Here is a 21,182-nt window from a genome sequence, read left to right on the forward strand (position 1 = left end):
CTTCAAGAGGGACGATCATGAGTCGCCTGGCTATTTTTCTACTGACCACACTGCTTGGGGCCAATGCCATGGCTGCCGACGCTATCGACCCCAATCGCACGAAAGAATTTGGCGATATCACCGTGCGTTACAACACGTTTACCTCGAGTTTCCTGCAACCGGAAACCGCCCAGGAGGTAGGCGTTGTACGCAGCAAGAACAAGGGGTTGATCAACGTTTCGGTATTCAAGGGGGTAACGCCCGTGGTGGCGCAGGTGACTGGCACCATCAAGGACTTGAGCGGCAAGAGCGAAGTGCTGACGTTCAAGCAGATCACCGAAAAAGGCGCGACCAATTACCTGGCGCCTTATTCCGTACCGCAGCAAGAGGTCAAGATTTTTACCATCAACGTTGAAACCGGTGGCAAGGCTCATAGCTTCCAATTCAACCAAGAACTGTTTCCGGCGCAATGATGAACCTCACCCAACTCGTATTGGCCAGCCATAACGCCGGCAAACTCAAAGAACTCCAGGCCATGCTCGGTGAGTCCGTGCAGCTGCGCTCGATTGGCGAATTCAGCCAGGTCGAGCCGGAAGAGACCGGCCTGTCGTTCGTCGAAAACGCCATCCTCAAGGCTCGCAACGCCGCACGCATCTCCGGCCTGCCGGCGCTGGCGGATGATTCGGGCCTGGCGGTGGACTTCCTCGGCGGCGCCCCTGGCATCTATTCGGCACGCTATGCCGACGGCAAGGGCGATGCGGCCAACAACGCCAAGCTGCTGGACGCCCTCAAGGACGTGCCGGACGCGCTGCGCGGCGCACAGTTCGTCTGCGTGCTGGCCCTGGTTCGGCATGCCGATGACCCGCTGCCGATCCTCTGCGAAGGCCTGTGGCACGGGCGCATCCTGCACGCGGCCAGCGGCGAGCACGGGTTTGGCTATGACCCTCTGTTCTGGGTGCCGGAGCGTAATGTTTCCAGCGCCGAACTGAGCCCCGCCGACAAGAACCAGATCAGCCACCGCGCCCGCGCAATGGATTTGCTGCGCCAACGCCTGGGCCTGAAATGACCCAGAACACCTCTGCGCAGCCACTGATCCACGGTGGCACGCAAACACCACGGGCGGCCCTGCCCCACCTGCCGCCCCTGGCGCTGTATATCCACATCCCGTGGTGCGTACGCAAATGCCCGTATTGCGACTTCAACTCCCATACCGCCAGCGCAGTGCTGCCGGAAGAAGAGTATGTCGACGCGTTACTGGCCGACCTTGATCAAGACCTGCATGCCGTTTATGGCAGGGAACTGAGTTCGATCTTCTTCGGCGGCGGTACGCCGAGCCTGTTCAGCGCCGCCGCGCTGGGCCGCCTGCTCAAGGGCGTGGAAGCACGCATCCCGTTTGCCAGCGATATCGAGATCACCCTGGAAGCCAATCCTGGCACCTTCGAACAAGAGAAGTTCGTGGCCTACCGCAAGCTGGGGATCAACCGGCTGTCGATCGGCATCCAGAGCTTCCAGCAGGAAAAGCTCGAGGCGCTCGGGCGCATCCACAATGGCGATGAAGCCGTGCGCGCTGCCGGCATGGCGCGCCAGGCCGGGTTTGATAACTTCAACCTGGACCTGATGCACGGGCTGCCTGATCAGTCCCTGGACGACGCCTTGAGCGACTTGCGCCAGGCCATCGCACTGAAGCCGACGCACTTGTCCTGGTACCAGTTGACCCTGGAACCCAACACCGTGTTCTGGAACCAGCCGCCCGCGCTGCCGGAAGACGACACGCTGTGGGACATCCAGGAAGCCGGCCAGGCGCTGCTGGCCGAACACGGTTACGCGCAATATGAGGTCTCGGCCTATGCCCAACCAGGTCGCCCGGCGCGGCACAACCTGAACTACTGGAGCTTCGGCGACTTTATCGGTATCGGCGCCGGTGCCCACGGCAAGCTCAGCCACCCGGACGGGCGTATTGTGCGCACCTGGAAGACCCGTGCGCCGAAGGACTACCTCAACCCGGCCAAAAACTTCCAGGCCGGAGCGAAAGAACTGACCAATGAGGAGCTGCCGTTCGAGTTCCTGATGAACGCCCTGCGCCTGACTGAAGGTGTCGACGCCAAGCTCTACGCCGAACGCACCGGCCTTGAGCTGGCGAGCCTGGACGCCGCGCGCCGCGAGGCAGAACAAAGTGGCTTAATGCAGGTCGAACCGTCACGCCTGGCGGCCACTGACCGCGGGCAACTCTTTCTCAATGACCTGTTGCAGAAGTTTTTGAGCTGATCGCTCTAAGGAAATCGAATGGATCTGGTACTCGACCTGCTCGCCACCGTATCCCGCTGGAGCCGTAGCAACCTGTCGGAAATCTCCCTGGCCCTGGTCGGCTGTTTGCTGGTGTTGTTTGGCGCCGATATCAAAGGCTGGGTCGAAGCGCGCCTGGGCAGCATTGCCGGGGCGTTGCGCGTGCCGTTGATGGCCCTGGTGTGCATGATCGGCAGCGGCGCCGCGCTGATATACGCCACGCCATGGATCGTGCGGGGGCTGAGCCAGTTCAATAACTACAGCCTCGCACCGGTGCTGGTGGTGGTGCTGGTGTTGATTGGCGTAGTTGCGGACCGCCGCTGATTTAGAGCGCACCGCAAAACAACTGTGGGAGCTGGCTTGGCTGCGACGCAGACACCTCGGTGTATCAGTGATACCCAGGTGATGCTATCGCAGGCAAGCCAGCTCCCACAGTTGATTGCACTTCAGGTTTCCAGCTGATTAAGCCAGCTTCTCGAACTTCAAATCCCAAACACCATGCCCAAGCCGCTCGCCGCGGCGCTCGAACTTGGTGATCGGCCGCTCGGCCGGGCGTGGCACGCATTTGCCGTCTTCGGCCAGGTTGCGGTAGCCAGGGGCGACGCTCATCACTTCCAGCATGTATTCAGCATACGGCTCCCAGTCGGTGGCCATGTGCAGGATACCGCCGACTTTCAGCTTGCTGCGCACCAGTTCCGCGAAGGACGCCTGGACGATGCGGCGCTTGTGGTGACGGGCCTTGTGCCATGGATCGGGGAAGAACAGCATCAGGCGATCCAGGCTGTTGTCGGCGATGCAGCGGTTGAGCACTTCGATCGCGTCACAGTCATACACCCGCAGGTTGGTCAGGCCTTGGGTCAGCACGCCATTGAGCAGCGCGCCGACACCCGGACGGTGTACTTCCACGCCGATGAAATCCTGCTCCGGCGAGGCGGCAGCCATTTCCAGCAGCGAGTGCCCCATGCCGAAACCGATTTCCAGGGAGCGCGGGGCCGAACGGCCGAAGACGTGGTCGTAGTCCACCGGCGCATCGGCCAGCGGCAGGACGAACAGTGGCGTGCCCTGCTCCAGGCCCTTTTGCTGGCCTTCGGTCATGCGCCCGGCACGCATCACAAAACTCTTGATGCGGCGGTGCTTGGACTCGTCACCTTCGTCCACGGTGTTCGGCGTTTCGTTTGATTCAGTCATCAATAGCTCTTACTTGATCAGACCATCCAGCGGCGAAGAGGCGCTGGCGTAGAGTTTTTTCGGCATGCGACCGGCGAGGTAGGCCAGGCGGCCCGCGACGATGGCGTGGTTCATGGCTTCAGCCATCATGATCGGCTGCTGGGCGTGAGCGATGGCCGAGTTCATCAGCACCGCGTCGCAGCCCAGCTCCATGGCGATGGTGGCGTCGGAGGCAGTGCCCACGCCCGCATCGACCAGCACGGGGATCTTGGCTTCTTCGAGGATGATCTGCAGGTTGTACGGGTTGCAGATGCCCAAGCCGGAACCGATCAGGCCGGCCAGCGGCATCACGGCGATACAGCCGATTTCTGCCAGTTGGCGCGCGATGATCGGGTCATCGCTGGTGTAGACCATCACGTCGAAGCCTTCCTTGACCAGCGTTTCGGCGGCCTTGAGGGTTTCGATCACATTGGGAAACAGGGTTTTCTGGTCGGCCAGCACTTCCAGCTTCACCAGGTTGTGGCCATCGAGCAGCTCACGGGCCAGGCGGCATGTGCGCACAGCCTCGATGGCGTCGTAGCAACCGGCGGTGTTGGGCAAGAAGGTGTAGCGATCCGGCGACAGCACTTCGAGCAGGTTTGGCTCGCCTTCAATCTGGCCGAGGTTGGTGCGGCGCACGGCGAAGGTGACGATCTCGGCACCCGAGGCTTCGATGGCCAGGCGGGTTTCTTCCATGTCGCGGTACTTGCCGGTGCCGACCAGCAGGCGGGACTGGTAGGTACGACCGGCCAGGACGAAGGGCTTGTCGCTACGAACGATGCTCATGGGAAATCCTCTGTGTGGGTGAGGTTCTGCAGAATACGCGGTGGCGCACAGGCGCCGGACGGGCTAGCCGCCGCCGATGGCGTGGACCACTTCGACCTGGTCACCGTCGGTGAGCAAGGTCTCGGCGTGCTGGCTACGCGGGACGATATCCAGGTTGAGCTCCACTGCGACGCGACGCCCGGTCAGGTCCAGACGGGTCAGCAGGGCCGCAACGGTTTCACCGTCGGGCAGTTCAAAGGATTCGCCGTTCAACTGAATGCGCATGCCACGGGCCGCCATCGTTTTTAGGGGCCAGCATTCTAGCCCGATTGGGACGCAAAGGTCAGCTCCAAGCGTCAAGCGGTCAGCTGCAAGCGCCAGGCAGCGAGGCCAAGGAAAAACCAGCCGAGCAGAAATGCCAACCCGCCGAACGGGGTAATGATCCCCAGTTTGCTGATGCCGGTCAGGGTCAGCACATACAGGCTGCCGGAGAACAACAGGATGCCGACGGCAAAGGAGATGCCCGCCCAGCCGACCAACCGGCCAGGAATATGTGCGGCCAGCAGCGCCACGCCAAACAGTGCCAGGGTGTGTACCAGCTGATAGGTCACGCCGGTATGGAAGATCGCCAGGTAGTCGGCGCTCAGGCGGTTTTTCAGGCCATGGGCGGCGAAGGCGCCGAGGGCAACACCGGTGAAGCCGAAAAAGGCAGCCAACATCAGAAAACCACGCAGCATGAGGAACTCCAGTCAGACTCAAAGGGCCGGGTCTGTATAATGGCCCGCTCAACGGGTTCGGCCAAGCCATCTCTATGCTGCGTCTCCTCTTCAATCGTTTTCTCAAAGTCGTGAAATGGTTCGCCATCGGCAGTGTCTTGCTGGTGCTGCTGTTTCGTGTCGTCCCGCCCCCCTTCACCGCGTTGATGGTGGAGCGCAAGGTCGAATCCTGGTTCGACGGTGAGCCGATCGACCTGCAACGTACCTGGGTGCCGTGGGACCAGATCTCCGATGACCTGAAAGTGGCGGTGATGGCCGGTGAAGACCAGCGTTTCCCGCAACACTGGGGCTTTGATTTCGGCGCGATCCAGGCAGCGATCCTGCACAACGAGCGCGGTGGTTCGATCCGTGGCGCCAGTACGCTGAGCCAGCAGGTCTCGAAAAACCTGTTCCTGTGGGCCGGCCGCAGTTATCTGCGCAAGGGCCTGGAGGCCTGGTTTACCGGTTTGATCGAGGTGCTTTGGCCCAAACAGCGGATTCTTGAGGTGTACCTCAACAGCGTGGAATGGGATGAAGGCGTATTTGGCGCCGAGGCTGCCGCGCGGCATCACTTTGGGGTGAGTGCCAAGGCGCTCTCCCGTCAGCAGGCCAGCTACCTGGCGGCGGTGCTGCCTAACCCTCGGGTGTGGAGTGCCAGCCATCCGACTGCCTATGTGGCGCGGAGAGCCGCGTGGATTCGCCAGCAGATGAGCCAATTGGGTGGGGATGGTTACTTGGTGGAGTTGAATAACTCCCGCAAGGCGCCGTGGTCCGACTGAGACCCTACAAAACCGGTAGGAGCCGGCTTGAACTGGTCTTCTCATCCTTTGGCGAATGACAGGCCGCTATCGCTGGCAAGCCAGCGCCTACAAGGGATTGCGTGAGGCTTTGGGTTTTGCGCACAAACAAAAATGCCCCGATCTTACGATCGGGGCATTTTTTTGGCTTTTCGCAGCGTTTTAGGCGGCGATCGACAACTTCAGCTTGTTCATCGCGCTTTTCTCAAGCTGACGAATCCGCTCGGCCGACACGTTGTACTTCTGCGCCAGGTCGTGCAGCGTGGCTTTTTCTTCCGCCAGCCAGCGCTGGTAGAGGATGTCACGGCTACGGTCGTCCAGCACTTCCAGCGCTTCGTGCAGGTTGTGGTTGGAGTTGTCGCTCCAGTCGGCGTCTTCCAGTTGACGGGCCGGATCATACCGGTGGTCTTCCAGGTAATTGGCCGGCGATTGGAAAGCACTGTCGTCGTCCGCTTCGGCGGCCGGGTCGAACGCCATGTCATGGCCAGTCAGGCGGCTTTCCATCTCGCGCACTTCACGCGGCTCCACGCCGAGGCTTTCGGCCACGCGGTGGACTTCCTCGTTGTTGAGCCACGCCAGGCGTTTCTTCTGGCTGCGCAGGTTGAAGAACAGCTTGCGCTGGGCCTTGGTGGTCGCGACTTTCACGATGCGCCAGTTGCGCAGGATGAACTCGTGGATTTCCGCCTTGATCCAGTGCACAGCAAACGACACCAGGCGCACACCCATTTCCGGGTTGAAGCGCTTTACAGCCTTCATCAGGCCGACGTTGCCTTCCTGGATCAGGTCAGCCTGGGCCAGGCCGTAGCCGCTATAGCTACGGGCGATATGTACGACAAAACGCAGGTGGGCGAGCACCATCTGCCGAGCCGCCCCCAAATCCTGCTCATAGTAGAGACTCTCGGCCAGTTCACGCTCCTGCTCCGGTGTCAGCAATGGAATGCTGTTCACCGTGTGCACATAGGCCTCCAGGTTCGCACCCGGGACCAAAGCATAAGCAGGTTGCAAAGAAGTGGTCATACGAAAAAACCTCCGACTCACATAACTCGTGCAGTTCAGCACTGCGAAAATTGACCGGGAACCGTAGGACAAGTTCCCTAAACCACTGATACGGTCAATACAAACGAAACCACATTACCTTGACATTAACTACTTCGGCGCCAACTCACGTAAATGCCGTGCGACCGCAATCCAAGCACCGATATACCCCAACAGGACCGCGCCAAGCAAGAGCGACAGACCATCGGCCACTGGCACGCCGGCGAGGGCAAAATCACTGCCGTACAAGCCGGCAAGCCCGACTACCGCGTCGTTCAGCCAGTTCAAGCCAAACGCCAGCACGCCCCAGGACAAAATCCCGGCACCGAAGCCATAAAGCGCGCCCATGTACAGAAAAGGCCGACGCACATAGCTGTCCGTGCCGCCGACCAGTTTAATCACTTCTATCTCGGTGCGACGGTTTTCAATATGAAGACGAATGGTATTACCTATCACCAAAAGTAATGCAGACACCAACAACACCGTCAGGCCGAACACAAACCGGTCACCCAGCTTGAGAATTGCCGCCAGCCGCTCAACCCAGACTAGATCAAGTTGCGCCTGTTGTACCTTGGGCAGCTCTGCGAGTTTTTGTCGCAGGGCTTCCAGCGCCGGCTTGTCGACTTCATTCGGCGTCACCAGCACCACGCCCGGCAGTGGGTTCTGCGGCAGCTCCTTCAGCGCCTCGCCCAGGCCGGATTGCTGCTGGAACTCCTCAAGGGCCTGGTCGCGGCTGATGTACTCGGCATCGGCCACACCCGGCAGGTTCTTGATGTCATCGCGCAGGGTCTCGCCGTCTTTGGCGCTCGCATCCAGGTTCAGGTACAGCGAAATCTGCGCCGCACGCTGCCAGGAGCCGCCCAGGCGCTCGACATTATTAAGCAGCAGCGAGAGGCCCATCGGCAGGCTCAGGGCCACGGCCATCACCAGGCAGGTGAAAAAGCTGCCGATCGGTTGCTTGCCCAGGCGACGCAGGCTGTCCAGCAGGCTGGCGCGGTGGCTTTCGATCCAGGCGCGCAGCAAGGTGCTGAAGTCAGGACCGTCGTCTTCGTCGTGTTTTTTCTTTTTCGGCTGCGGATCGGCCGGTTTCGGTGCCACGCGTTCGGACACCTTGGGGCTGCGTGTAGCACTCATACGCCGGCCTCCCCGTCGCCGATCAGGCGGCCGCGCTGCAGGGTCAGCATGCGATGGCGCATGCGCGCGATCAGGGCCAGGTCGTGACTGGCGATCAGCACGCTGGTGCCCAGGCGGTTGATGTCTTCGAACACCCCCATGATCTCGGCCGCCAGGCGCGGGTCGAGATTACCGGTCGGTTCGTCCGCCAGCAGCAAGGCCGGACGGTGGACGATAGCGCGGGCAATGCCGACGCGCTGTTGCTGGCCGGTGGACAGGTCGCCGGGGTAGAGGTCGGTCTTGTCCGACAGCGCTACGCGCTCCAGGGCCGAATCCACGCGCTTGACGATCTCGGCCTTGGACAGCCCGAGGATCTGCAGCGGCAAAGCAATGTTGTTGAACACCGTGCGATCGAACAGCAACTGGTGGTTCTGGAACACTACGCCGATCTGGCGGCGCAGGAACGGAATCTGTGCATTGCTGATGGTGGCCAGGTCCTGGCCGGCCAGCAGCAGTTTGCCGGTGGTCGGGCGTTCCATGGCCAGCAGCAGGCGCAACAGGGTACTTTTGCCGGCGCCAGAGTGGCCGGTGACAAACAAGAACTCGCCCCGCCGTACTCGAAAGCTCAGCTCATGCAAGCCGACATGCCCGTTGGCATAGCGTTTACCGACCTGTTCGAATCGAATCATGAACGCTCCCGCTCGGCAAACAGTGCCTGTACAAAGGGTTCGGCTTCAAAAGTGCGCAGGTCGTCGATACCTTCACCGACGCCGATATAACGAATCGGCAACCCGAACTGTTTGGCCAGGGCGAAAATCACACCGCCCTTGGCCGTGCCGTCGAGCTTAGTCAATGCCAGGCCGGTCAGTTGCACCGTCTGGTTGAATTGTTTGGCCTGGCTGATGGCGTTCTGGCCCGTACCGGCATCGAGCACCAGCAGCACTTCGTGCGGCGCGTCGGCGTCGAGCTTGCCGATCACGCGGCGGACTTTCTTCAGCTCTTCCATCAAATTGTCTTTGGTGTGCAGGCGACCGGCGGTATCCGCGATCAGCACATCGATGTTACGGGCCTTGGCGGCTTGCACGGCGTCGAAGATCACCGAGGCGGAATCGGCGCCAGTGTGCTGGGCGATGACCGGGATCTTGTTGCGCTCACCCCAGACCTGCAACTGCTCCACGGCAGCGGCACGGAAGGTGTCGCCGGCAGCGAGCATGACTTTCTTGCCTTCCGACTGCAGCTTCTTCGCCAGCTTGCCAATGGTGGTGGTCTTGCCGGCGCCGTTGACACCGACCACCAGGATCACGAACGGCTTGTTCGGCGTGATCACCAGCGGCGCTTCCACCGGCTTGAGCATCGCTGCCAGCTCGGCCTGCAGAGATTTGTAGAGGGCATCGGCGTCGGTCAGCTGCTTGCGAGCGACCTTCTGGGTCAGGCTCTGGATGATCACCGCGGTGGCTTCGACGCCCACGTCGGCGGTCAGCAGACGGGTTTCGATGTCTTCCAGCAGCTCGTCATCAATGACCTTCTTGCCCAGGAACAGGCTGGCCATGCCTTCGCCGATGCTGGCGCTGGTTTTGCTCAGGCCTTGCTTGAGGCGGGCGAAGAAACCGGTCTTGCTGGTTTCGACAGGCGCGGCGGGCTCTTCGATGACGGCAGGGGCGGCAGACACTGGCTCGACCACCACCGGTGCCGGTGCTGGCGCTTCTACGACAACCGGCTGCGGCTCAATGACCACCGGAATCGGCGGCGCCACATGTTCGGCCTGTACATCTTCAACCAGTGCCACGGGCTCTTCGGCCACCGGCAATTGCGGCCATGGCTTGTGCTCGGGTTCTGGTTGCGGCTCTGGCTCTGGCTCAACCTCGGCCAGCGGCTGCAGCACCGGCTCGGCCATCGGCAATACCACCGGCGCCGGCGCTTCGGCAACCGGTTCGGCTTCTACTATAGGGTCCGGGATCGGTTCGGCTGGAACCTGCGGCTGTTCGGCGACGGGGGTTTCCTGCGGCTTTTTGCGCAGCCATCCGAACAGGCCTTTCTTCTCGCCAGCCGCAGCTGGGGTCTTCTTGTCGTCGTTGGAACCAAACATGGAGACGGCTATCTCAAGGTAGCGACGCGCCTGGGGGGGCGTCGGTAAATAAAATTCGATGCGTAACAGACTGTTTTTTAGCCAGCTCGTTCATGCGCAACATTTCGTAAGGCCTAAAACGGCCTCAACACGACTGCCGCAGTGGCCGTCCTTAAATCCGATCAGTATCCTAGCACCTCCTCGCCCGCCGACGCTAAGACCAAGCGGGCAGCCCAACAGGTTTAAAAACGAATGAATGCTCTAGCCCGCCACGCCGCAGGCCTGCTGTTCAGCACAGTTTGTCTGCCTCTCTCAGCCCTGGCTGCCGACCCACAACCCACCCACGAATTCACCCTGGATAACGGCCTCAAGGTGGTCGTGCGCGAAGACCATCGCGCGCCGGTGGTGGTTTCCCAGGTCTGGTACAAGGTCGGTTCGAGCTACGAAACCCCGGGCCAGACCGGTTTGTCCCACGCCCTGGAGCACATGATGTTCAAGGGTAGCGCCAAGGTCGGCCCCGGCGAAGCGTCGCTGATCCTGCGCGACCTGGGCGCCGAAGAAAACGCCTTCACCAGCGATGACTACACCGCCTACTACCAAGTGCTGGCCCGTGACCGCCTGGGTGTTGCCTTCGAGCTCGAAGCCGACCGCATGGCCAGCCTGCGCCTGCCGGCCGACGAGTTCAGCCGCGAAATCGAGGTGATCAAGGAAGAGCGCCGCCTGCGCACCGACGACAATCCAATGTCCAAGGCCTACGAGCGCTTCAAGGCCATGGCCTACCCCGCCAGCGGCTACCACACGCCGACCATCGGCTGGATGGCCGACCTGGACCGCATGAAGGTCGAAGAGCTGCGCCACTGGTACCAATCCTGGTATGTGCCGAACAACGCCACCCTGGTGGTGGTCGGCGACGTGACCCCGGACGAGGTGAAAAACCTGGCCCAGCGTTACTTCGGCCCGATTCCCAAGCGCGACGTGCCACCCGCCAAGATCCCGATGGAGCTGGCCGAGCCTGGCGAGCGCCTGCTGACGATGCGTGTGCAGACCCAACTGCCGAGCGTGATCCTCGGTTTCAACGTCCCGGGCCTGGCTACCGCCGAAGACAAGCGCTCGGTACAAGCCCTGCGCCTGATCTCGGCCCTGCTGGACGGCGGCTACAGCGCGCGTATTTCGGAGCAACTGGAGCGCGGTGAGGAGCTGGTCTCCGCCGCATCCACCAGCTACGACGCCTACACCCGTGGCGACAGCCTGTTCACCCTGACCGCCACGCCGAACCAGCAGAAGAAAAAGACCGTCGCCCAAGCCGAAGCGGGCCTGTGGCGCCTGCTGGAAGAATTGAAGTCCAAACCGCCGACCGCCGAAGAACTGGAGCGCATCCGCGCCCAAGTGATCGCCGGCGTGGTCTATCAGCGCGATTCCATCACCAGCCAGGCCACAGCCATCGGCTCGCTGGAAACCGTGGGGCTGTCCTGGAAGCTCATGGACACTGAACTGGCCGACCTGCAAAGCGTGACCCCGGAAGATATCCAGAAAGCCGCGCGCACCTATTTCACCCGCGAACGTCTGAGCGTCGCCCATGTTATGCCTGAGGAGACCGCTCATGAGTGATCGCAAAAGCAGCCGCCTGGTCCTGCCGGGCTTGATCGTCGTCACCTTGATTGCGGCAAGTGCCGTGTATTTCCTGCGCCCGAGCGACTCGATGGCCAGCCAGGCGCTGGACACGGCGCAATCGGCCAACACGCTGCAATCGCTGGCTGAGCTGGACGGCAAGGCGCCGACCAACCGCAAGCTCGACGTGCAGACCTGGACCACTGCCGAAGGCGCCAAGGTGCTGTTCGTGGAAGCGCATGAACTGCCGATGTTCGACATGCGCATCCTGTTCGCCGCCGGCAGCAGCCAGGACGGCAACACCCCAGGTGTGGCACTGCTGACCAACGCCATGCTCAACGAAGGCGTGCCGGGCAAGGACGTCAGCCAGATCGCCAGCGGTTTTGAAGGCCTGGGCGCCGACTTCGGCAATGGCGCTTATCGCGACATGGCTCTGGTGTCCCTGCGCAGCCTCAGCGACAGCGATAAACGCGACGCCGCCCTGGCACTGTTCGACCAGGTGATCGGCAAGCCGACCTTCCCTGCCGACTCTCTTGTGCGGATCAAAAACCAGATTCTCGCCGGCTTCGAGTACCAGAAGCAGAACCCCGCCAAGCTGGCCAGCCTGGAGCTGTTCAAGCGCCTGTATGGCGATCACCCGTACGCGCACCCGAGCGAAGGCACGCCGCAAAGCATCCCGAAGATTACCCTCGCGCAGTTGCAGGCGTTCCACGCCAAGGCTTATGCAGCAGGTAATGCGGTGATCGCCGTGGTCGGCGACCTGACCCGCGCCGAAGCCGAAGCCATGACGGCCAAGGTCTCGGCGTCGTTGCCCAAGGGCCCGGCGCTGGCCAAGATTGCCCAGCCGACCGAACCCAAGGCCGGCCTGAGCCATATCGAGTTCCCGTCCAAGCAGACGCACTTGCTGTTCGCCCAACTGGGCATCGACCGCGCCGATCCGGACTACGCAGCCCTGTCCCTGGGCAACCAGATCCTCGGCGGCGGCGGTTTCGGCACGCGCTTGATGAGCGAAGTGCGCGAGAAGCGCGGCCTGACCTACGGCGTGTACTCCGGTTTCTCGCCGATGCAGGTGCGCGGCCCGTTCATGATCAACCTGCAGACCCGCGCCGAAATGAGCGGTGGCACCCTGCGCCTGGTCGAGGACGTGCTGGCCGACTACCTCAAGACCGGCCCGACACAGAAGGAACTGGACGACGCCAAGCGTGAGCTGGCCGGCAGCTTCCCATTGTCCACCGCCAGCAACGCGGACATCGTCGGGCAACTGGGCGCGATGGGTTTCTACAACCTGCCGCTGAGCTATCTTGAAGATTTCATGAAACAATCCCAGGCCCTGACCGTAGAGCAGGTCAAGGCGGCCATGAACAAACACTTGAGCGCCGACAAGATGGTCATCGTGACCGCCGGCCCGACGATTGCGCAAAAGCCACTACCGCCCCCCACTGACAAACCCGCCGAGCAGCCGCTCGGGGTTCCGGAGCATTAATGGCCAGTTCATCTCGCCCGAAAAAACCTGTCCACAACGTGCATAACGGTGTGGGCCAACTGCGCATCATTGGTGGCGAATGGGGCAGCCGCAAGCTGAGCTTCCCCGACGTCGTCGGCCTGCGCCCCACGCCTGATCGCGTGCGTGAAACCCTGTTCAACTGGCTCGCGCCGTATATCGGCGGGGCCAAAGTGCTGGATCCGTTTGCCGGCAGCGGCGCATTGTTCCTCGAGGCGCTGTCCCGTGGCGCAGCCCAGGCCCAGGCGCTGGATGCAAGCAATGTGGCGGTGTCCAGCCTCAAGGAACACCTCGGCACCCTGCGCTGCACCAACGGCCAGGTGCAAACCGCCGACGCGCTGCGCTATCTGGAAACCCAGCCGGCAAGCGAATACGACGTGGTATTCCTCGACCCGCCGTTCAACCAGAACCTGTTACCCGCCGTGTGCACCTTGCTCGAAGAGCGCCAATGGCTGGCAGCGGATGCGTGGATCTACACTGAAAGCGAGACCGCGCCATCGACCCTCGGCTTGCCTGGCGCCTGGCGCCTGCACCGCGAGCAGAAGTCCGGTCGGGTGTATTACGCGTTGTGGCATCGGTTGGTCGACAGCGTCGCTTAATCTGTGGCGAGCAAGCTTGTCGTAATGAGCGGGCGTGTTGTGGTGAGCGGGCTTGCTGTGGTGAGCAAGCTTGTTGTGGTGAGCGGGCTTGCCCCGCGTCGGGCTGCGCAGCAGCCCCATAACCGCGACGGTGCTCTAACTGAATTAATGCGGCGTTCGTGTTGGGGCCGCTTCGCACCCCGACGCGGGTGCAAGCCCGCTCGCCACAGACTGAGAGTTTCATGACACCGTCCTCCGAACTGTTCACCCCCGCCTTCGGCCTCGGCAACCCTCACCTGCAAACCCTGTGGGGGCCGCTATGGCGCCCGACGACCCATATCGAACGCCAGCGCGAACGCCTGTGGCTGGAAGACGGCGATTTTCTGGACCTCGACTGGCATGGCCCGCATGACGCGCAGGCGCCATTGGTGCTGGTGCTGCATGGGCTGACCGGCTCATCCAATTCCCCCTATGTGGCCGGCCTGCAAAAAGTCCTCGCGGCTCAAGGCTGGGCCAGTGCCGCCTTGAACTGGCGCGGCTGTTCCGGCGAGCCAAACCTGTTGGCACGCAGCTATCACTCGGGCGCCAGCGAGGATCTGGCCGCGGCGATTGCCCACCTGCGCGCGAAACGGCCGTTGGCGCCGTTGTATGCAGTGGGTTATTCGCTGGGGGGCAATGTGCTGCTCAAACACTTGGGCGAAACCGGCGAAGCCTCCGGCTTGCAAGGCGCGGCGGCGGTGTCGGTGCCGTTTCGGCTGGACCAGTGTGCGGACCGGATCGGGCTGGGTTTCTCGCGGGTTTATCAAAAGCACTTCATGCGTGAAATGCTCGCGTATATCCGCGTCAAGCAAAGCCGTTTTTTACAGGATGGCCGGGCAGACGGGCTGAAAACCCTGGAAGCCCTCGGCTCACTGGAGAAGATGCGCACGTTCTGGGACTTCGATGGCCGGGTCACGGCGCCACTGCACGGCTTCCTGAGTGCCGAGGACTACTACCGCCGCGCGTCGAGCCGCTACTACTTAGGATCGATCCGCACCCCGACGCTGATTATCCAGGCGGCCGATGATCCGTTTGTATTCGCCCATAGCCTGCCCGAGGCCAGCGAGTTATCGGAGTGCACCGAGTTTGAGCTGACGGCAAAGGGTGGGCATGTGGGGTTTGTCGACGGCTCGCTGAAGCGCCCGGGTTATTACCTCGAACGCCGAATCCCTCAGTGGCTACTGGCACAACACGGCTGAACATGGAGAAGCTGGCTTGCCTGCGATAGCAGTGTGTCAGCCGATTATCCGCTCGCTGACACGCCCTCATCGCAGGTAAGCCAACTCCCACACTCGATGCGGCTCACACCGCAACCGACTCAGTCGCCGGTAGCAATTTCACGCTGCGGATCGGTAATCCACTCACTCCACGACCCCGCATACAACTTGCCCAACGGGTAACCCGCCAGGCTCAGGGCGAACAGGTTGTGGCACGCCGTCACCCCTGAACCGCAATACGCCACCAACTCCTCCGGTGAACGCCCCTGCAATTGAGCGGCGAAACGCTGCTTGAGCTGGTCGGCTGGCAGGAAACGGCCATCACTGCCAAGGTTTTCGGTGAATGCCGCACACTGCGCGCCGGGGATGTGCCCGGCGATCGGGTCGATGGGCTCCACGTCACCGCGAAAACGTGGCTGGGCGCGGGCATCGATCAAGGTCAGGCCCGGTTGGCCCAGGCGTTTTTGCAGGTGTTCGGCATCCAGCACCAGGCGGTTGTCCGGCGTCCCGGCGAAGGTACCCGGCTCGACCACCGGCGCGTCCAGGCTCAGCGGGAAACCGGCGGCGTGCCAGGCCTTGAGGCCGCCGTCCAGGATAAACACGCCGTCACGTTTGCCCAGCCAGGCCAGCAACCACCAGGCGCGGGCAGCAAAAGCACCGGGGCCGTCGTCATACAGCACGACATCGGTGTCGGCGTTAATACCCCAGGCGCGCAATTGCCGGGCAAAGGTGTCCGCCACCGGCAACGGGTGACGACCGGTCACGCCCTTGGTCACCGGGCCGCTGAGATGGCGCTCGAGGTCGGCGTACTGCGCGCCCTCAATATGCCCTTCGGCATAGCTGCACAGCCCGTAGTCCGGGTCTTCCAAGGCAAAACGGCAATCCAGGATCACCAGCCCGGCCGACTTCTGGCGCTCGGCCAATTGCTGGGGGCTGATCAGTTGGGCAAGCGGCATGACGGACTCCTGTGAACAGATTCGGGAAAGGTCCTACTTCACTTCTTCCAGTGCCTGATTCAACGGCACGTAAAACTCTTTGAACAGGGCATCCACCGCGTCTTTCGCCTGGGGCGTGACGAACCCGGCCTCCAGCACCAGCACCTGGTAGACCCCGCGCTTGATGGCTTCGGCGCTCAAATGGGCGGAGTTTTCATTGGTGGTGCACAAGAACCGCACCCACGAGGTGAGGATGATCCACGCATTGAGGGTCAGGGCCTCGGTCTGCACCGGGTCCATGTTGAGGATGCCGGCATCGACAAACCCCTGGTAAATGGCATTACCCTGGATCAGGCAGCGCTGGGAAAACCGTCGGTAGCCAGTCGCCAGTTCCGGGTCGCTTTCCAGCAAGTGCTCGAGGTCGCGGTGCAGGAAGCGGTAGCGCCACATGCCGGCCAGCACGGCCTGCAGGTAAAAGCGCTTATCTTCGACGGTCACGGCGCGGCCTTGGGGCGGGCGCAGAAAACTGTCCACCAACGCTTCGTACTCACGAAACAACACGGCGATGATCGCCTGCTTGTTGGGGAAGTGGTAGTACAGGTTGCCCGGCGAAATTTCCATATGGGCGGCAATATGATTGGTGCTCACACTGCGCTCGCCCTGCTGGTTAAAAAGCTCCAGGCTGGTTTGCACAATGCGCTCGCTGGTCTTTACTCGTGGTGCCATAGGGGATCAGCTTCTAAACACGTGATGGGGCATCTTACGGCCTATCCTTGCCAGGATAAATCTGCATGTTGCTGCAATGTTATTTGACAACTTAGAGCAATGACTCTAAAAATCCACGCAGACCTATAACAATCGGGAACTGCGCCATGTCTGCCAACATTGCCTATCTGCAAGATTCCCAGGCGCTGGATCATCTCCAGGACCTGTTCGACGCGCAACGCCGTGCCTATGCCGCCAACCCGATGCCGCCGGCGGCGCAGCGCCAGCAATGGCTCAAGGCTCTGCGTGATGTGCTCAGCGACGAACGCCAGGCGTTGATCGACGCGATCAGCCAGGACTTCAGCCACCGCAGTGCAGACGAAACCCTGTTCGCCGAATTGATGCCCAGCCTGCATGGCATTCACTACGCCAGCAAACATCTCAAGGGCTGGATGAAACCTTCCCGTCGCGCTGTAGGCATTGCCTTCCAGCCGGCTTCAGCCAAGGTGATCTACCAACCGCTGGGCGTGGTCGGGGTGATCGTGCCCTGGAACTACCCGCTGTACCTGGCCATTGGCCCCCTGGTCGGGGCGTTGGCCGCCGGAAACCGGGTGATGCTCAAGCTCAGCGAGTCCACACCCGCCACCGGCGAGTTGCTCAAGGCGCTGCTGGCGAAGATTTTCCCCGAGGACCTGGTGTGCGTAGTGCTCGGCGAAGCCGAAGTGGGCATGGCGTTTTCCAAGCTGCGTTTCGATCACCTGCTGTTTACCGGCGCCACCAGCATCGGCAAGCATGTGATGCGCGCCGCGGCCGAACACCTCACGCCGGTGACCCTGGAATTGGGCGGCAAGTCGCCGGCCATCGTGTCTGCCGATGTGCCACTCAAGGATGCCGCCGAACGAATCGCCTTCGGCAAGGCCTTGAATGCCGGGCAAACCTGCGTGGCGCCGGACTACGTGCTGGTGCCGGAAGATCGCGTTGAAGGTTTCGTCGAGGCTTACAGCAAGGCCGTGCGCGGATTTTATCCGACGTTAACCGATAACCCGGACTACACCGCCATCATCAATGAGCGGCAACTGGCCCGACTGAATGCCTACATCAAGGACGCCACCGACAAGGGCGCCACGCTGGTCCCCTTGTACGACCAGGGCCAGGCCCGGCGCATGGCCCACAGCCTGTTGCTGAATGTCAGCGATGACATGACCGTGATGCAGGACGAGATCTTCGGCCCGGTGCTGCCGATCGTGCCGTATCGAGGCCTCGACCAGGCGTTTGCCTACATCAACGAAAGGCCTCGCCCACTGGCCCTGTATTACTTCGGCTACAACAAGGGCGAGCAGAATCGCGTACTTCACGAGACTCATTCCGGCGGCGTGTGCCTGAACGACACCCTGCTGCACGTGGCCCAGGATGACATGCCCTTTGGCGGCATCGGCCCCTCGGGCATGGGCCACTACCACGGCCACGAAGGTTTTCTCACGTTCAGCAAAGCCAAGGGCGTGCTGGTGAAACAGCGCCTCAATGCGGCCAAGTTGATCTACCCGCCGTACGGCAAAGCCATCCAGAAGTTGATCCAGAAGCTGTTCGTTCGCTGATTCCGCCACTCTCGGGATAACAATAACAATGAACCCTAGCCTGACTGATTCACCCGCGCTGTCGCGGCGCGGCGTATTGAAAATCGGCTTGTGCGCCAGCGCGTTCCTGGCCACGGCCGGGCTCGGCGCCAGCCTCAGCGGCTGCTCCAGCAGCACCCCGGCCAGCGGCTTTGCCATGCTACGCAGCAGTGACCTGCCGTTTTTGCGCGCGGTAATCCCGGTGTTGCTCGAAGGCGCGGCGAGCGCCCAAGAGGTGGTCGCCGGGATTGAAGACACCCTGAAGAAGCTCGACTACAGCCTGCAGCACCTGTCGCCGGAAATGTTCAAGCTCACCCAGCAACTGTTCGACGTATTGGGCATGGGCATCACCCGTGGCCCATTGACCGGCATCTGGGGCAGCTGGGAAAACGCCAGCGCGGAGCAGATCCGCAACTTCCTGCACCGCTGGGAAAACAGCTATCTCAACCTGCTGCGCATGGGCCAGGGCTCGCTGCTCAAGCTGGTAATCATGTCGTGGTACTTCCGCCCGCAGTCCTGGGCGCATTGCGGCTATCCGGGCCCGCCCAAGGTCTAGCCCTGGCTGATAACCCGCTCCAATGTGGGAGCTGTACCCGCAGGCAGGCCGCTTTCGCAGGCAAGCCAGCTCCCACACCGACTGCAACTTCGTATAACAATAAGAGTGCCTGTCTATGCCCGTACCCGATCTGTTCCGCGACGGCCTGGCCCGTGGCTGGAAAACCCACAATGGCGCCGCTCTCGACAACGACCTGACCCTGGAGGCCGACGTAGCGATCATCGGCAGCGGTGCCGGTGGTGGCACCACCGCCGAGATCCTCAGCGCCGCCGGCTACAAGGTGTTGCTGATCGAAGAAGGCCCGCTCAAGACCAGCAGCGACTTCAAGCTGCTCGAGGACGAGGCCTACACCAGCCTGTATCAGGAAGGCATCGGCCGCATGAGCAAAGATGGCGCGATCACCATCCTGCAGGGCCGCGCGGTGGGCGGGACCACGCTGATCAACTGGACCTCCAGCTTTCGTACGCCGGACGCGACACTTTCACACTGGGCCAGCGAATATGCGGTGAAGGGCCACAGCAGTGCCGAAATGGCGCCCTGGTTCGAAAAAATGGAGCAACGCCTGGGGATTGCCCCCTGGGCCATGCCGCCCAATGCCAACAATGACGTGATCCGCAAAGGCTGCGAAAAGCTCGGCTACAGCTGGCATGTGATCCCCCGCAACGTGCGCGGCTGCTTCAACCTGGGCTATTGCGGCATGGGCTGCCCGGTCAACGCCAAGCAATCGATGCTGGTAACCACCATCCCCTCGACCCTGGAAAAAGGCGGCGAGCTGCTGTATCTGGCCCGCGCCGAACGCCTGCTCTACAGCGGCGACCACATCAGCAGACTGGAATGCGTGGCGATGGATGAACGCTGCGTGGCACCGACTGGCCGCAAAATCACGGTCAAGGCCAAGCATTACGTGCTGGCCGGCGGCGGCATCAACAGCCCTGCCCTGCTGATGCGCTCGGATGCCCCGGACCCGCATTCGCGGCTGGGCAAGCGCACCTTCCTGCACCTGGTGAATTTCTCCGCCGGGCTGTTCGAGGAGGTGATCAACCCGTTCTACGGCGCGCCGCAGTCAATCTACTCCGACCATTTTCAATGGCAGGACGGCACCACCGGCAAAATGTCCTACAAGCTTGAGGCGCCGCCGCTGCACCCGGCGCTCGCCAGCACCCTGCTCGGCGGCTACGGCACGCAGAACGCCTTGGACATGAAGCAATTGCCCAACACCCACGCGATGCTGGCCCTGCTGCGCGACGGTTTCCACCCCGACAGCCCGGGCGGCAGCGTGGAGTTGCGCGGCGATGGCACCCCAGTGCTCGACTATCAGGTATCGGCGTACGCCTGGGACGGCCTGCGTCGCGCCTTTCACAGCATGGCCGAGATCCAGTTCGCGGCGGGAGCCAAGTCGGTCAAGCCGCTGCACCACGATGCGCGCTACGTGACGAGCTTGGCCGAAGCCCGCACGCTGATCGAAGGGCTGAACCTGGAACTGCACCGCACCTGCCTGGGCAGCGCCCATGTGATGGGCGGTTGTGCCATGGGTGAAGACCCAAAAAATGCGGTGGCCGACAGCCTTGGCCGTCATCACCAATTGCGCAATCTGTCGATCCACGATGGCTCGTTGTTCCCCACCAGCATTGGGGCCAACCCGCAATTGTCGGTGTATGGATTGACCGCACAACTGGCGACAGCCTTGGCCGAACGTCTGAAAACAGCGTGAAAAAACACGCTATTCGCCATGTCTATAGTGCTTTCTTCTGCATAAGTTGACTTGGCCGACCGGGACGGCTGCGATACCATCCGGTTCCCCAACGGACTCCGCCAGGACGACGCGATGAACCGAGTGTTGTACCCAGGTACCTTCGACCCGATTACCAAAGGCCATGGCGATCTGGTCGAACGTGCCTCACGCTTGTTCGACCATGTGATCATCGCGGTCGCGGCCAGCCCCAAGAAAAACCCGCTGTTTCCCCTGGAACAGCGCGTGGAGCTGGCGCGTGAGGTCACCAAGCACCTGCCCAACGTGGAAGTGGTAGGCTTTTCCACATTGCTGGCGCACTTCGCCAAAGAGCAGAACGCCAATGTGTTCCTGCGTGGCCTGCGTGCGGTGTCGGACTTCGAATACGAATTCCAGCTGGCCAACATGAATCGCCAACTGGCACCGGACGTGGAAAGCCTGTTCCTCACGCCGTCGGAGCGTTATTCGTTCATTTCCTCGACGTTGGTCCGTGAAATTGCCGCTTTGGGCGGAGATATCACCAAGTTCGTGCACCCGGCCGTGGCCGACGCGCTGACACTGCGTGTCAAGAAGTAATTTCTGTAAGCGAGCTTATTGTGGCAAACGGGCCTGCCCCGCGTTGGGCTGCGAAGCGGCCCGAATAAAGCCACCGCGTAGTTTCAGCCAGCGCACAGCCGCCTGTTTCAGGGCCGCTTCGCAGCCC

23 protein-coding genes are annotated in these 21,182 nt (G+C 61.9%); 13 read left to right on the forward strand and 10 right to left on the reverse strand.

All coding sequences use genetic code 11. The annotated features are described in order from the left end of the window. Positions 1 to 17: 17 nt before the first annotated feature. From QMX97_RS17865 to QMX97_RS17880, 4 genes are read left to right on the forward strand one after another with little or no spacing between them, the layout of a single operon-like run. Positions 18 to 452 (forward strand): DUF4426 domain-containing protein, encoded by a 435-nt coding sequence (locus QMX97_RS17865; RefSeq protein WP_065902156.1) that lies wholly within the window; start codon positions 18 to 20, stop codon positions 450 to 452. Further along, entirely contained in the window at positions 449 to 1,045 is a 597-nt protein-coding gene (gene rdgB, locus QMX97_RS17870) for an RdgB/HAM1 family non-canonical purine NTP pyrophosphatase (protein ID WP_065902158.1), read from the forward strand. The genes QMX97_RS17865 and rdgB overlap by 4 nt, the downstream gene beginning before the upstream one ends. Next, positions 1,042 to 2,244 (forward strand): radical SAM family heme chaperone HemW, encoded by a 1,203-nt coding sequence (gene hemW / locus QMX97_RS17875; protein WP_065902162.1) that lies wholly within the window; start codon positions 1,042 to 1,044, stop codon positions 2,242 to 2,244. Before rdgB ends, hemW begins: the two co-directional genes overlap by 4 nt. A gap of 18 nt (positions 2,245 to 2,262) precedes the next feature. Continuing rightward, a complete protein-coding gene (locus QMX97_RS17880) occupies positions 2,263 to 2,586 on the forward strand; it encodes a DUF3392 domain-containing protein (protein ID WP_016972961.1) in 324 nt (107 codons plus the stop codon). A gap of 138 nt (positions 2,587 to 2,724) precedes the next feature. On the opposite strand, the gene trmB is transcribed toward QMX97_RS17880, so the two are convergent. The 4 genes from trmB to QMX97_RS17900 all read right to left on the reverse strand — a co-directional run bounded on the left by trmB (position 2,725) and on the right by QMX97_RS17900 (position 4,970). Further along, positions 2,725 to 3,450 (reverse strand): tRNA (guanosine(46)-N7)-methyltransferase TrmB, encoded by a 726-nt coding sequence (gene trmB / locus QMX97_RS17885; RefSeq protein ID WP_120450343.1) that lies wholly within the window; start codon positions 3,448 to 3,450, stop codon positions 2,725 to 2,727. A gap of 9 nt (positions 3,451 to 3,459) precedes the next feature. Continuing rightward, positions 3,460 to 4,254, reverse strand: a complete 795-nt coding sequence (locus QMX97_RS17890; RefSeq protein WP_015886353.1) for a thiazole synthase — start codon at positions 4,252 to 4,254, stop codon at positions 3,460 to 3,462. A 63-nt stretch (positions 4,255 to 4,317) separates the two neighbouring features. After that, a complete protein-coding gene (thiS, locus tag QMX97_RS17895; protein ID WP_282397339.1) occupies positions 4,318 to 4,518 on the reverse strand; it encodes a sulfur carrier protein ThiS in 201 nt (66 codons plus the stop codon). A 71-nt stretch (positions 4,519 to 4,589) separates the two neighbouring features. After that, positions 4,590 to 4,970 (reverse strand): DUF423 domain-containing protein, encoded by a 381-nt coding sequence (locus QMX97_RS17900; RefSeq protein ID WP_065902165.1) that lies wholly within the window; start codon positions 4,968 to 4,970, stop codon positions 4,590 to 4,592. 74 nt (positions 4,971 to 5,044) lie between these two features. Here QMX97_RS17900 and mtgA point away from each other — a divergent pair, with 74 nt between their 5' ends. Beyond that, positions 5,045 to 5,767: a monofunctional biosynthetic peptidoglycan transglycosylase gene (mtgA, locus tag QMX97_RS17905; RefSeq protein WP_120450346.1), complete on the forward strand. Its 723-nt coding sequence runs from the start codon at positions 5,045 to 5,047 to the stop codon at positions 5,765 to 5,767. Between the two features lie 180 nt (positions 5,768 to 5,947). Here mtgA and rpoH read toward each other — a convergent pair whose 3' ends face one another. The 4 genes from rpoH to ftsY form a co-directional block, all read right to left on the reverse strand. After that, positions 5,948 to 6,802, reverse strand: coding sequence for an RNA polymerase sigma factor RpoH (rpoH, locus tag QMX97_RS17910; protein ID WP_003176698.1), 855 nt, complete (start codon positions 6,800 to 6,802; stop codon positions 5,948 to 5,950). A gap of 129 nt (positions 6,803 to 6,931) precedes the next feature. Further along, entirely contained in the window at positions 6,932 to 7,954 is a 1,023-nt protein-coding gene (gene ftsX, locus QMX97_RS17915; protein ID WP_106802384.1) for a permease-like cell division protein FtsX, read from the reverse strand. Beyond that, positions 7,951 to 8,622, reverse strand: a complete 672-nt coding sequence (ftsE, locus tag QMX97_RS17920; protein ID WP_003213784.1) for a cell division ATP-binding protein FtsE — start codon at positions 8,620 to 8,622, stop codon at positions 7,951 to 7,953. Before ftsE ends, ftsX begins: the two co-directional genes overlap by 4 nt. After that, positions 8,619 to 10,019: a signal recognition particle-docking protein FtsY gene (gene ftsY / locus QMX97_RS17925; RefSeq protein WP_282397340.1), complete on the reverse strand. Its 1,401-nt coding sequence runs from the start codon at positions 10,017 to 10,019 to the stop codon at positions 8,619 to 8,621. The genes ftsE and ftsY overlap by 4 nt, the downstream gene beginning before the upstream one ends. Positions 10,020 to 10,250: 231 nt before the next feature. Here ftsY and QMX97_RS17930 point away from each other — a divergent pair, with 231 nt between their 5' ends. From QMX97_RS17930 to QMX97_RS17945, 4 genes are all read left to right on the forward strand, one after another. Beyond that, positions 10,251 to 11,606, forward strand: coding sequence for a pitrilysin family protein (locus QMX97_RS17930; RefSeq protein WP_213551231.1), 1,356 nt, complete (start codon positions 10,251 to 10,253; stop codon positions 11,604 to 11,606). Beyond that, the gene (locus QMX97_RS17935) at positions 11,599 to 13,089 is read left to right on the forward strand and encodes a pitrilysin family protein (protein ID WP_120450351.1); all 1,491 of its coding nucleotides are present in this window, start codon (positions 11,599 to 11,601) and stop codon (positions 13,087 to 13,089) included. The genes QMX97_RS17930 and QMX97_RS17935 overlap by 8 nt, the downstream gene beginning before the upstream one ends. Beyond that, on the forward strand, positions 13,089 to 13,706 hold the full coding sequence (gene rsmD, locus QMX97_RS17940) for a 16S rRNA (guanine(966)-N(2))-methyltransferase RsmD (RefSeq protein ID WP_065902177.1): 618 nt from the start codon (positions 13,089 to 13,091) through the stop codon (positions 13,704 to 13,706). Before QMX97_RS17935 ends, rsmD begins: the two co-directional genes overlap by 1 nt. Before the next feature lie 221 nt (positions 13,707 to 13,927). Continuing rightward, the gene (locus tag QMX97_RS17945; RefSeq protein ID WP_106802380.1) at positions 13,928 to 14,923 is read left to right on the forward strand and encodes a hydrolase; all 996 of its coding nucleotides are present in this window, start codon (positions 13,928 to 13,930) and stop codon (positions 14,921 to 14,923) included. 119 nt (positions 14,924 to 15,042) lie between these two features. Here QMX97_RS17945 and QMX97_RS17950 read toward each other — a convergent pair whose 3' ends face one another. Then, a complete protein-coding gene (locus QMX97_RS17950) occupies positions 15,043 to 15,897 on the reverse strand; it encodes a sulfurtransferase (protein WP_120450355.1) in 855 nt (284 codons plus the stop codon). Between the two features lie 33 nt (positions 15,898 to 15,930). Beyond that, positions 15,931 to 16,602, reverse strand: coding sequence for a TetR/AcrR family transcriptional regulator (locus QMX97_RS17955; protein WP_065902184.1), 672 nt, complete (start codon positions 16,600 to 16,602; stop codon positions 15,931 to 15,933). A 146-nt stretch (positions 16,603 to 16,748) separates the two neighbouring features. Here QMX97_RS17955 and QMX97_RS17960 point away from each other — a divergent pair, with 146 nt between their 5' ends. The 4 genes from QMX97_RS17960 (at position 16,749) to coaD (ending at position 21,055) form a co-directional block, all read left to right on the forward strand. Beyond that, the gene (locus QMX97_RS17960; RefSeq protein ID WP_120450357.1) at positions 16,749 to 18,176 is read left to right on the forward strand and encodes a coniferyl aldehyde dehydrogenase; all 1,428 of its coding nucleotides are present in this window, start codon (positions 16,749 to 16,751) and stop codon (positions 18,174 to 18,176) included. A 28-nt stretch (positions 18,177 to 18,204) separates the two neighbouring features. Next, positions 18,205 to 18,750, forward strand: a complete 546-nt coding sequence (locus QMX97_RS17965) for a twin-arginine translocation pathway signal protein (protein WP_106802377.1) — start codon at positions 18,205 to 18,207, stop codon at positions 18,748 to 18,750. 115 nt (positions 18,751 to 18,865) lie between these two features. After that, positions 18,866 to 20,461 (forward strand): GMC family oxidoreductase, encoded by a 1,596-nt coding sequence (locus tag QMX97_RS17970; RefSeq protein ID WP_282397341.1) that lies wholly within the window; start codon positions 18,866 to 18,868, stop codon positions 20,459 to 20,461. A gap of 114 nt (positions 20,462 to 20,575) precedes the next feature. Then, complete coding sequence (gene coaD, locus QMX97_RS17975; RefSeq protein ID WP_282397342.1) at positions 20,576 to 21,055, forward strand: pantetheine-phosphate adenylyltransferase; 480 nt, start codon at positions 20,576 to 20,578, stop codon at positions 21,053 to 21,055. Positions 21,056 to 21,182 lie beyond the last annotated feature (127 nt).

The sequence above is a fragment of the Pseudomonas sp. PS01298 genome (genome assembly GCF_029959745.1).
GTDB lineage: Bacteria > Pseudomonadota > Gammaproteobacteria > Pseudomonadales > Pseudomonadaceae > Aquipseudomonas > Aquipseudomonas aylmerensis.

Coding starts and splice junctions, on each gene's coding strand:
- thiS (WP_282397339.1), bottom strand. CDS start 4,518: ATGCGCATTCAGTTGAACGGCGAATCCTTTGAACTGCCCGACGGTGAA.
- QMX97_RS17965 (WP_106802377.1), top strand. CDS start 18,205: ATGAACCCTAGCCTGACTGATTCACCCGCGCTGTCGCGGCGCGGCGTA.
- QMX97_RS17865 (WP_065902156.1), top strand. CDS start 18: ATGAGTCGCCTGGCTATTTTTCTACTGACCACACTGCTTGGGGCCAAT.
- rpoH (WP_003176698.1), bottom strand. CDS start 6,802: ATGACCACTTCTTTGCAACCTGCTTATGCTTTGGTCCCGGGTGCGAAC.
- QMX97_RS17930 (WP_213551231.1), top strand. CDS start 10,251: ATGAATGCTCTAGCCCGCCACGCCGCAGGCCTGCTGTTCAGCACAGTT.
- trmB (WP_120450343.1), bottom strand. CDS start 3,450: ATGACTGAATCAAACGAAACGCCGAACACCGTGGACGAAGGTGACGAG.
- hemW (WP_065902162.1), top strand. CDS start 1,042: ATGACCCAGAACACCTCTGCGCAGCCACTGATCCACGGTGGCACGCAA.
- ftsY (WP_282397340.1), bottom strand. CDS start 10,019: ATGTTTGGTTCCAACGACGACAAGAAGACCCCAGCTGCGGCTGGCGAG.
- ftsE (WP_003213784.1), bottom strand. CDS start 8,622: ATGATTCGATTCGAACAGGTCGGTAAACGCTATGCCAACGGGCATGTC.
- mtgA (WP_120450346.1), top strand. CDS start 5,045: ATGCTGCGTCTCCTCTTCAATCGTTTTCTCAAAGTCGTGAAATGGTTC.
- rsmD (WP_065902177.1), top strand. CDS start 13,089: ATGGCCAGTTCATCTCGCCCGAAAAAACCTGTCCACAACGTGCATAAC.
- QMX97_RS17970 (WP_282397341.1), top strand. CDS start 18,866: ATGCCCGTACCCGATCTGTTCCGCGACGGCCTGGCCCGTGGCTGGAAA.
- ftsX (WP_106802384.1), bottom strand. CDS start 7,954: ATGAGTGCTACACGCAGCCCCAAGGTGTCCGAACGCGTGGCACCGAAA.
- QMX97_RS17890 (WP_015886353.1), bottom strand. CDS start 4,254: ATGAGCATCGTTCGTAGCGACAAGCCCTTCGTCCTGGCCGGTCGTACC.
- QMX97_RS17900 (WP_065902165.1), bottom strand. CDS start 4,970: ATGCTGCGTGGTTTTCTGATGTTGGCTGCCTTTTTCGGCTTCACCGGT.
- QMX97_RS17950 (WP_120450355.1), bottom strand. CDS start 15,897: ATGCCGCTTGCCCAACTGATCAGCCCCCAGCAATTGGCCGAGCGCCAG.
- QMX97_RS17945 (WP_106802380.1), top strand. CDS start 13,928: ATGACACCGTCCTCCGAACTGTTCACCCCCGCCTTCGGCCTCGGCAAC.
- QMX97_RS17935 (WP_120450351.1), top strand. CDS start 11,599: ATGAGTGATCGCAAAAGCAGCCGCCTGGTCCTGCCGGGCTTGATCGTC.
- rdgB (WP_065902158.1), top strand. CDS start 449: ATGATGAACCTCACCCAACTCGTATTGGCCAGCCATAACGCCGGCAAA.
- coaD (WP_282397342.1), top strand. CDS start 20,576: ATGAACCGAGTGTTGTACCCAGGTACCTTCGACCCGATTACCAAAGGC.
- QMX97_RS17960 (WP_120450357.1), top strand. CDS start 16,749: ATGTCTGCCAACATTGCCTATCTGCAAGATTCCCAGGCGCTGGATCAT.
- QMX97_RS17880 (WP_016972961.1), top strand. CDS start 2,263: ATGGATCTGGTACTCGACCTGCTCGCCACCGTATCCCGCTGGAGCCGT.
- QMX97_RS17955 (WP_065902184.1), bottom strand. CDS start 16,602: ATGGCACCACGAGTAAAGACCAGCGAGCGCATTGTGCAAACCAGCCTG.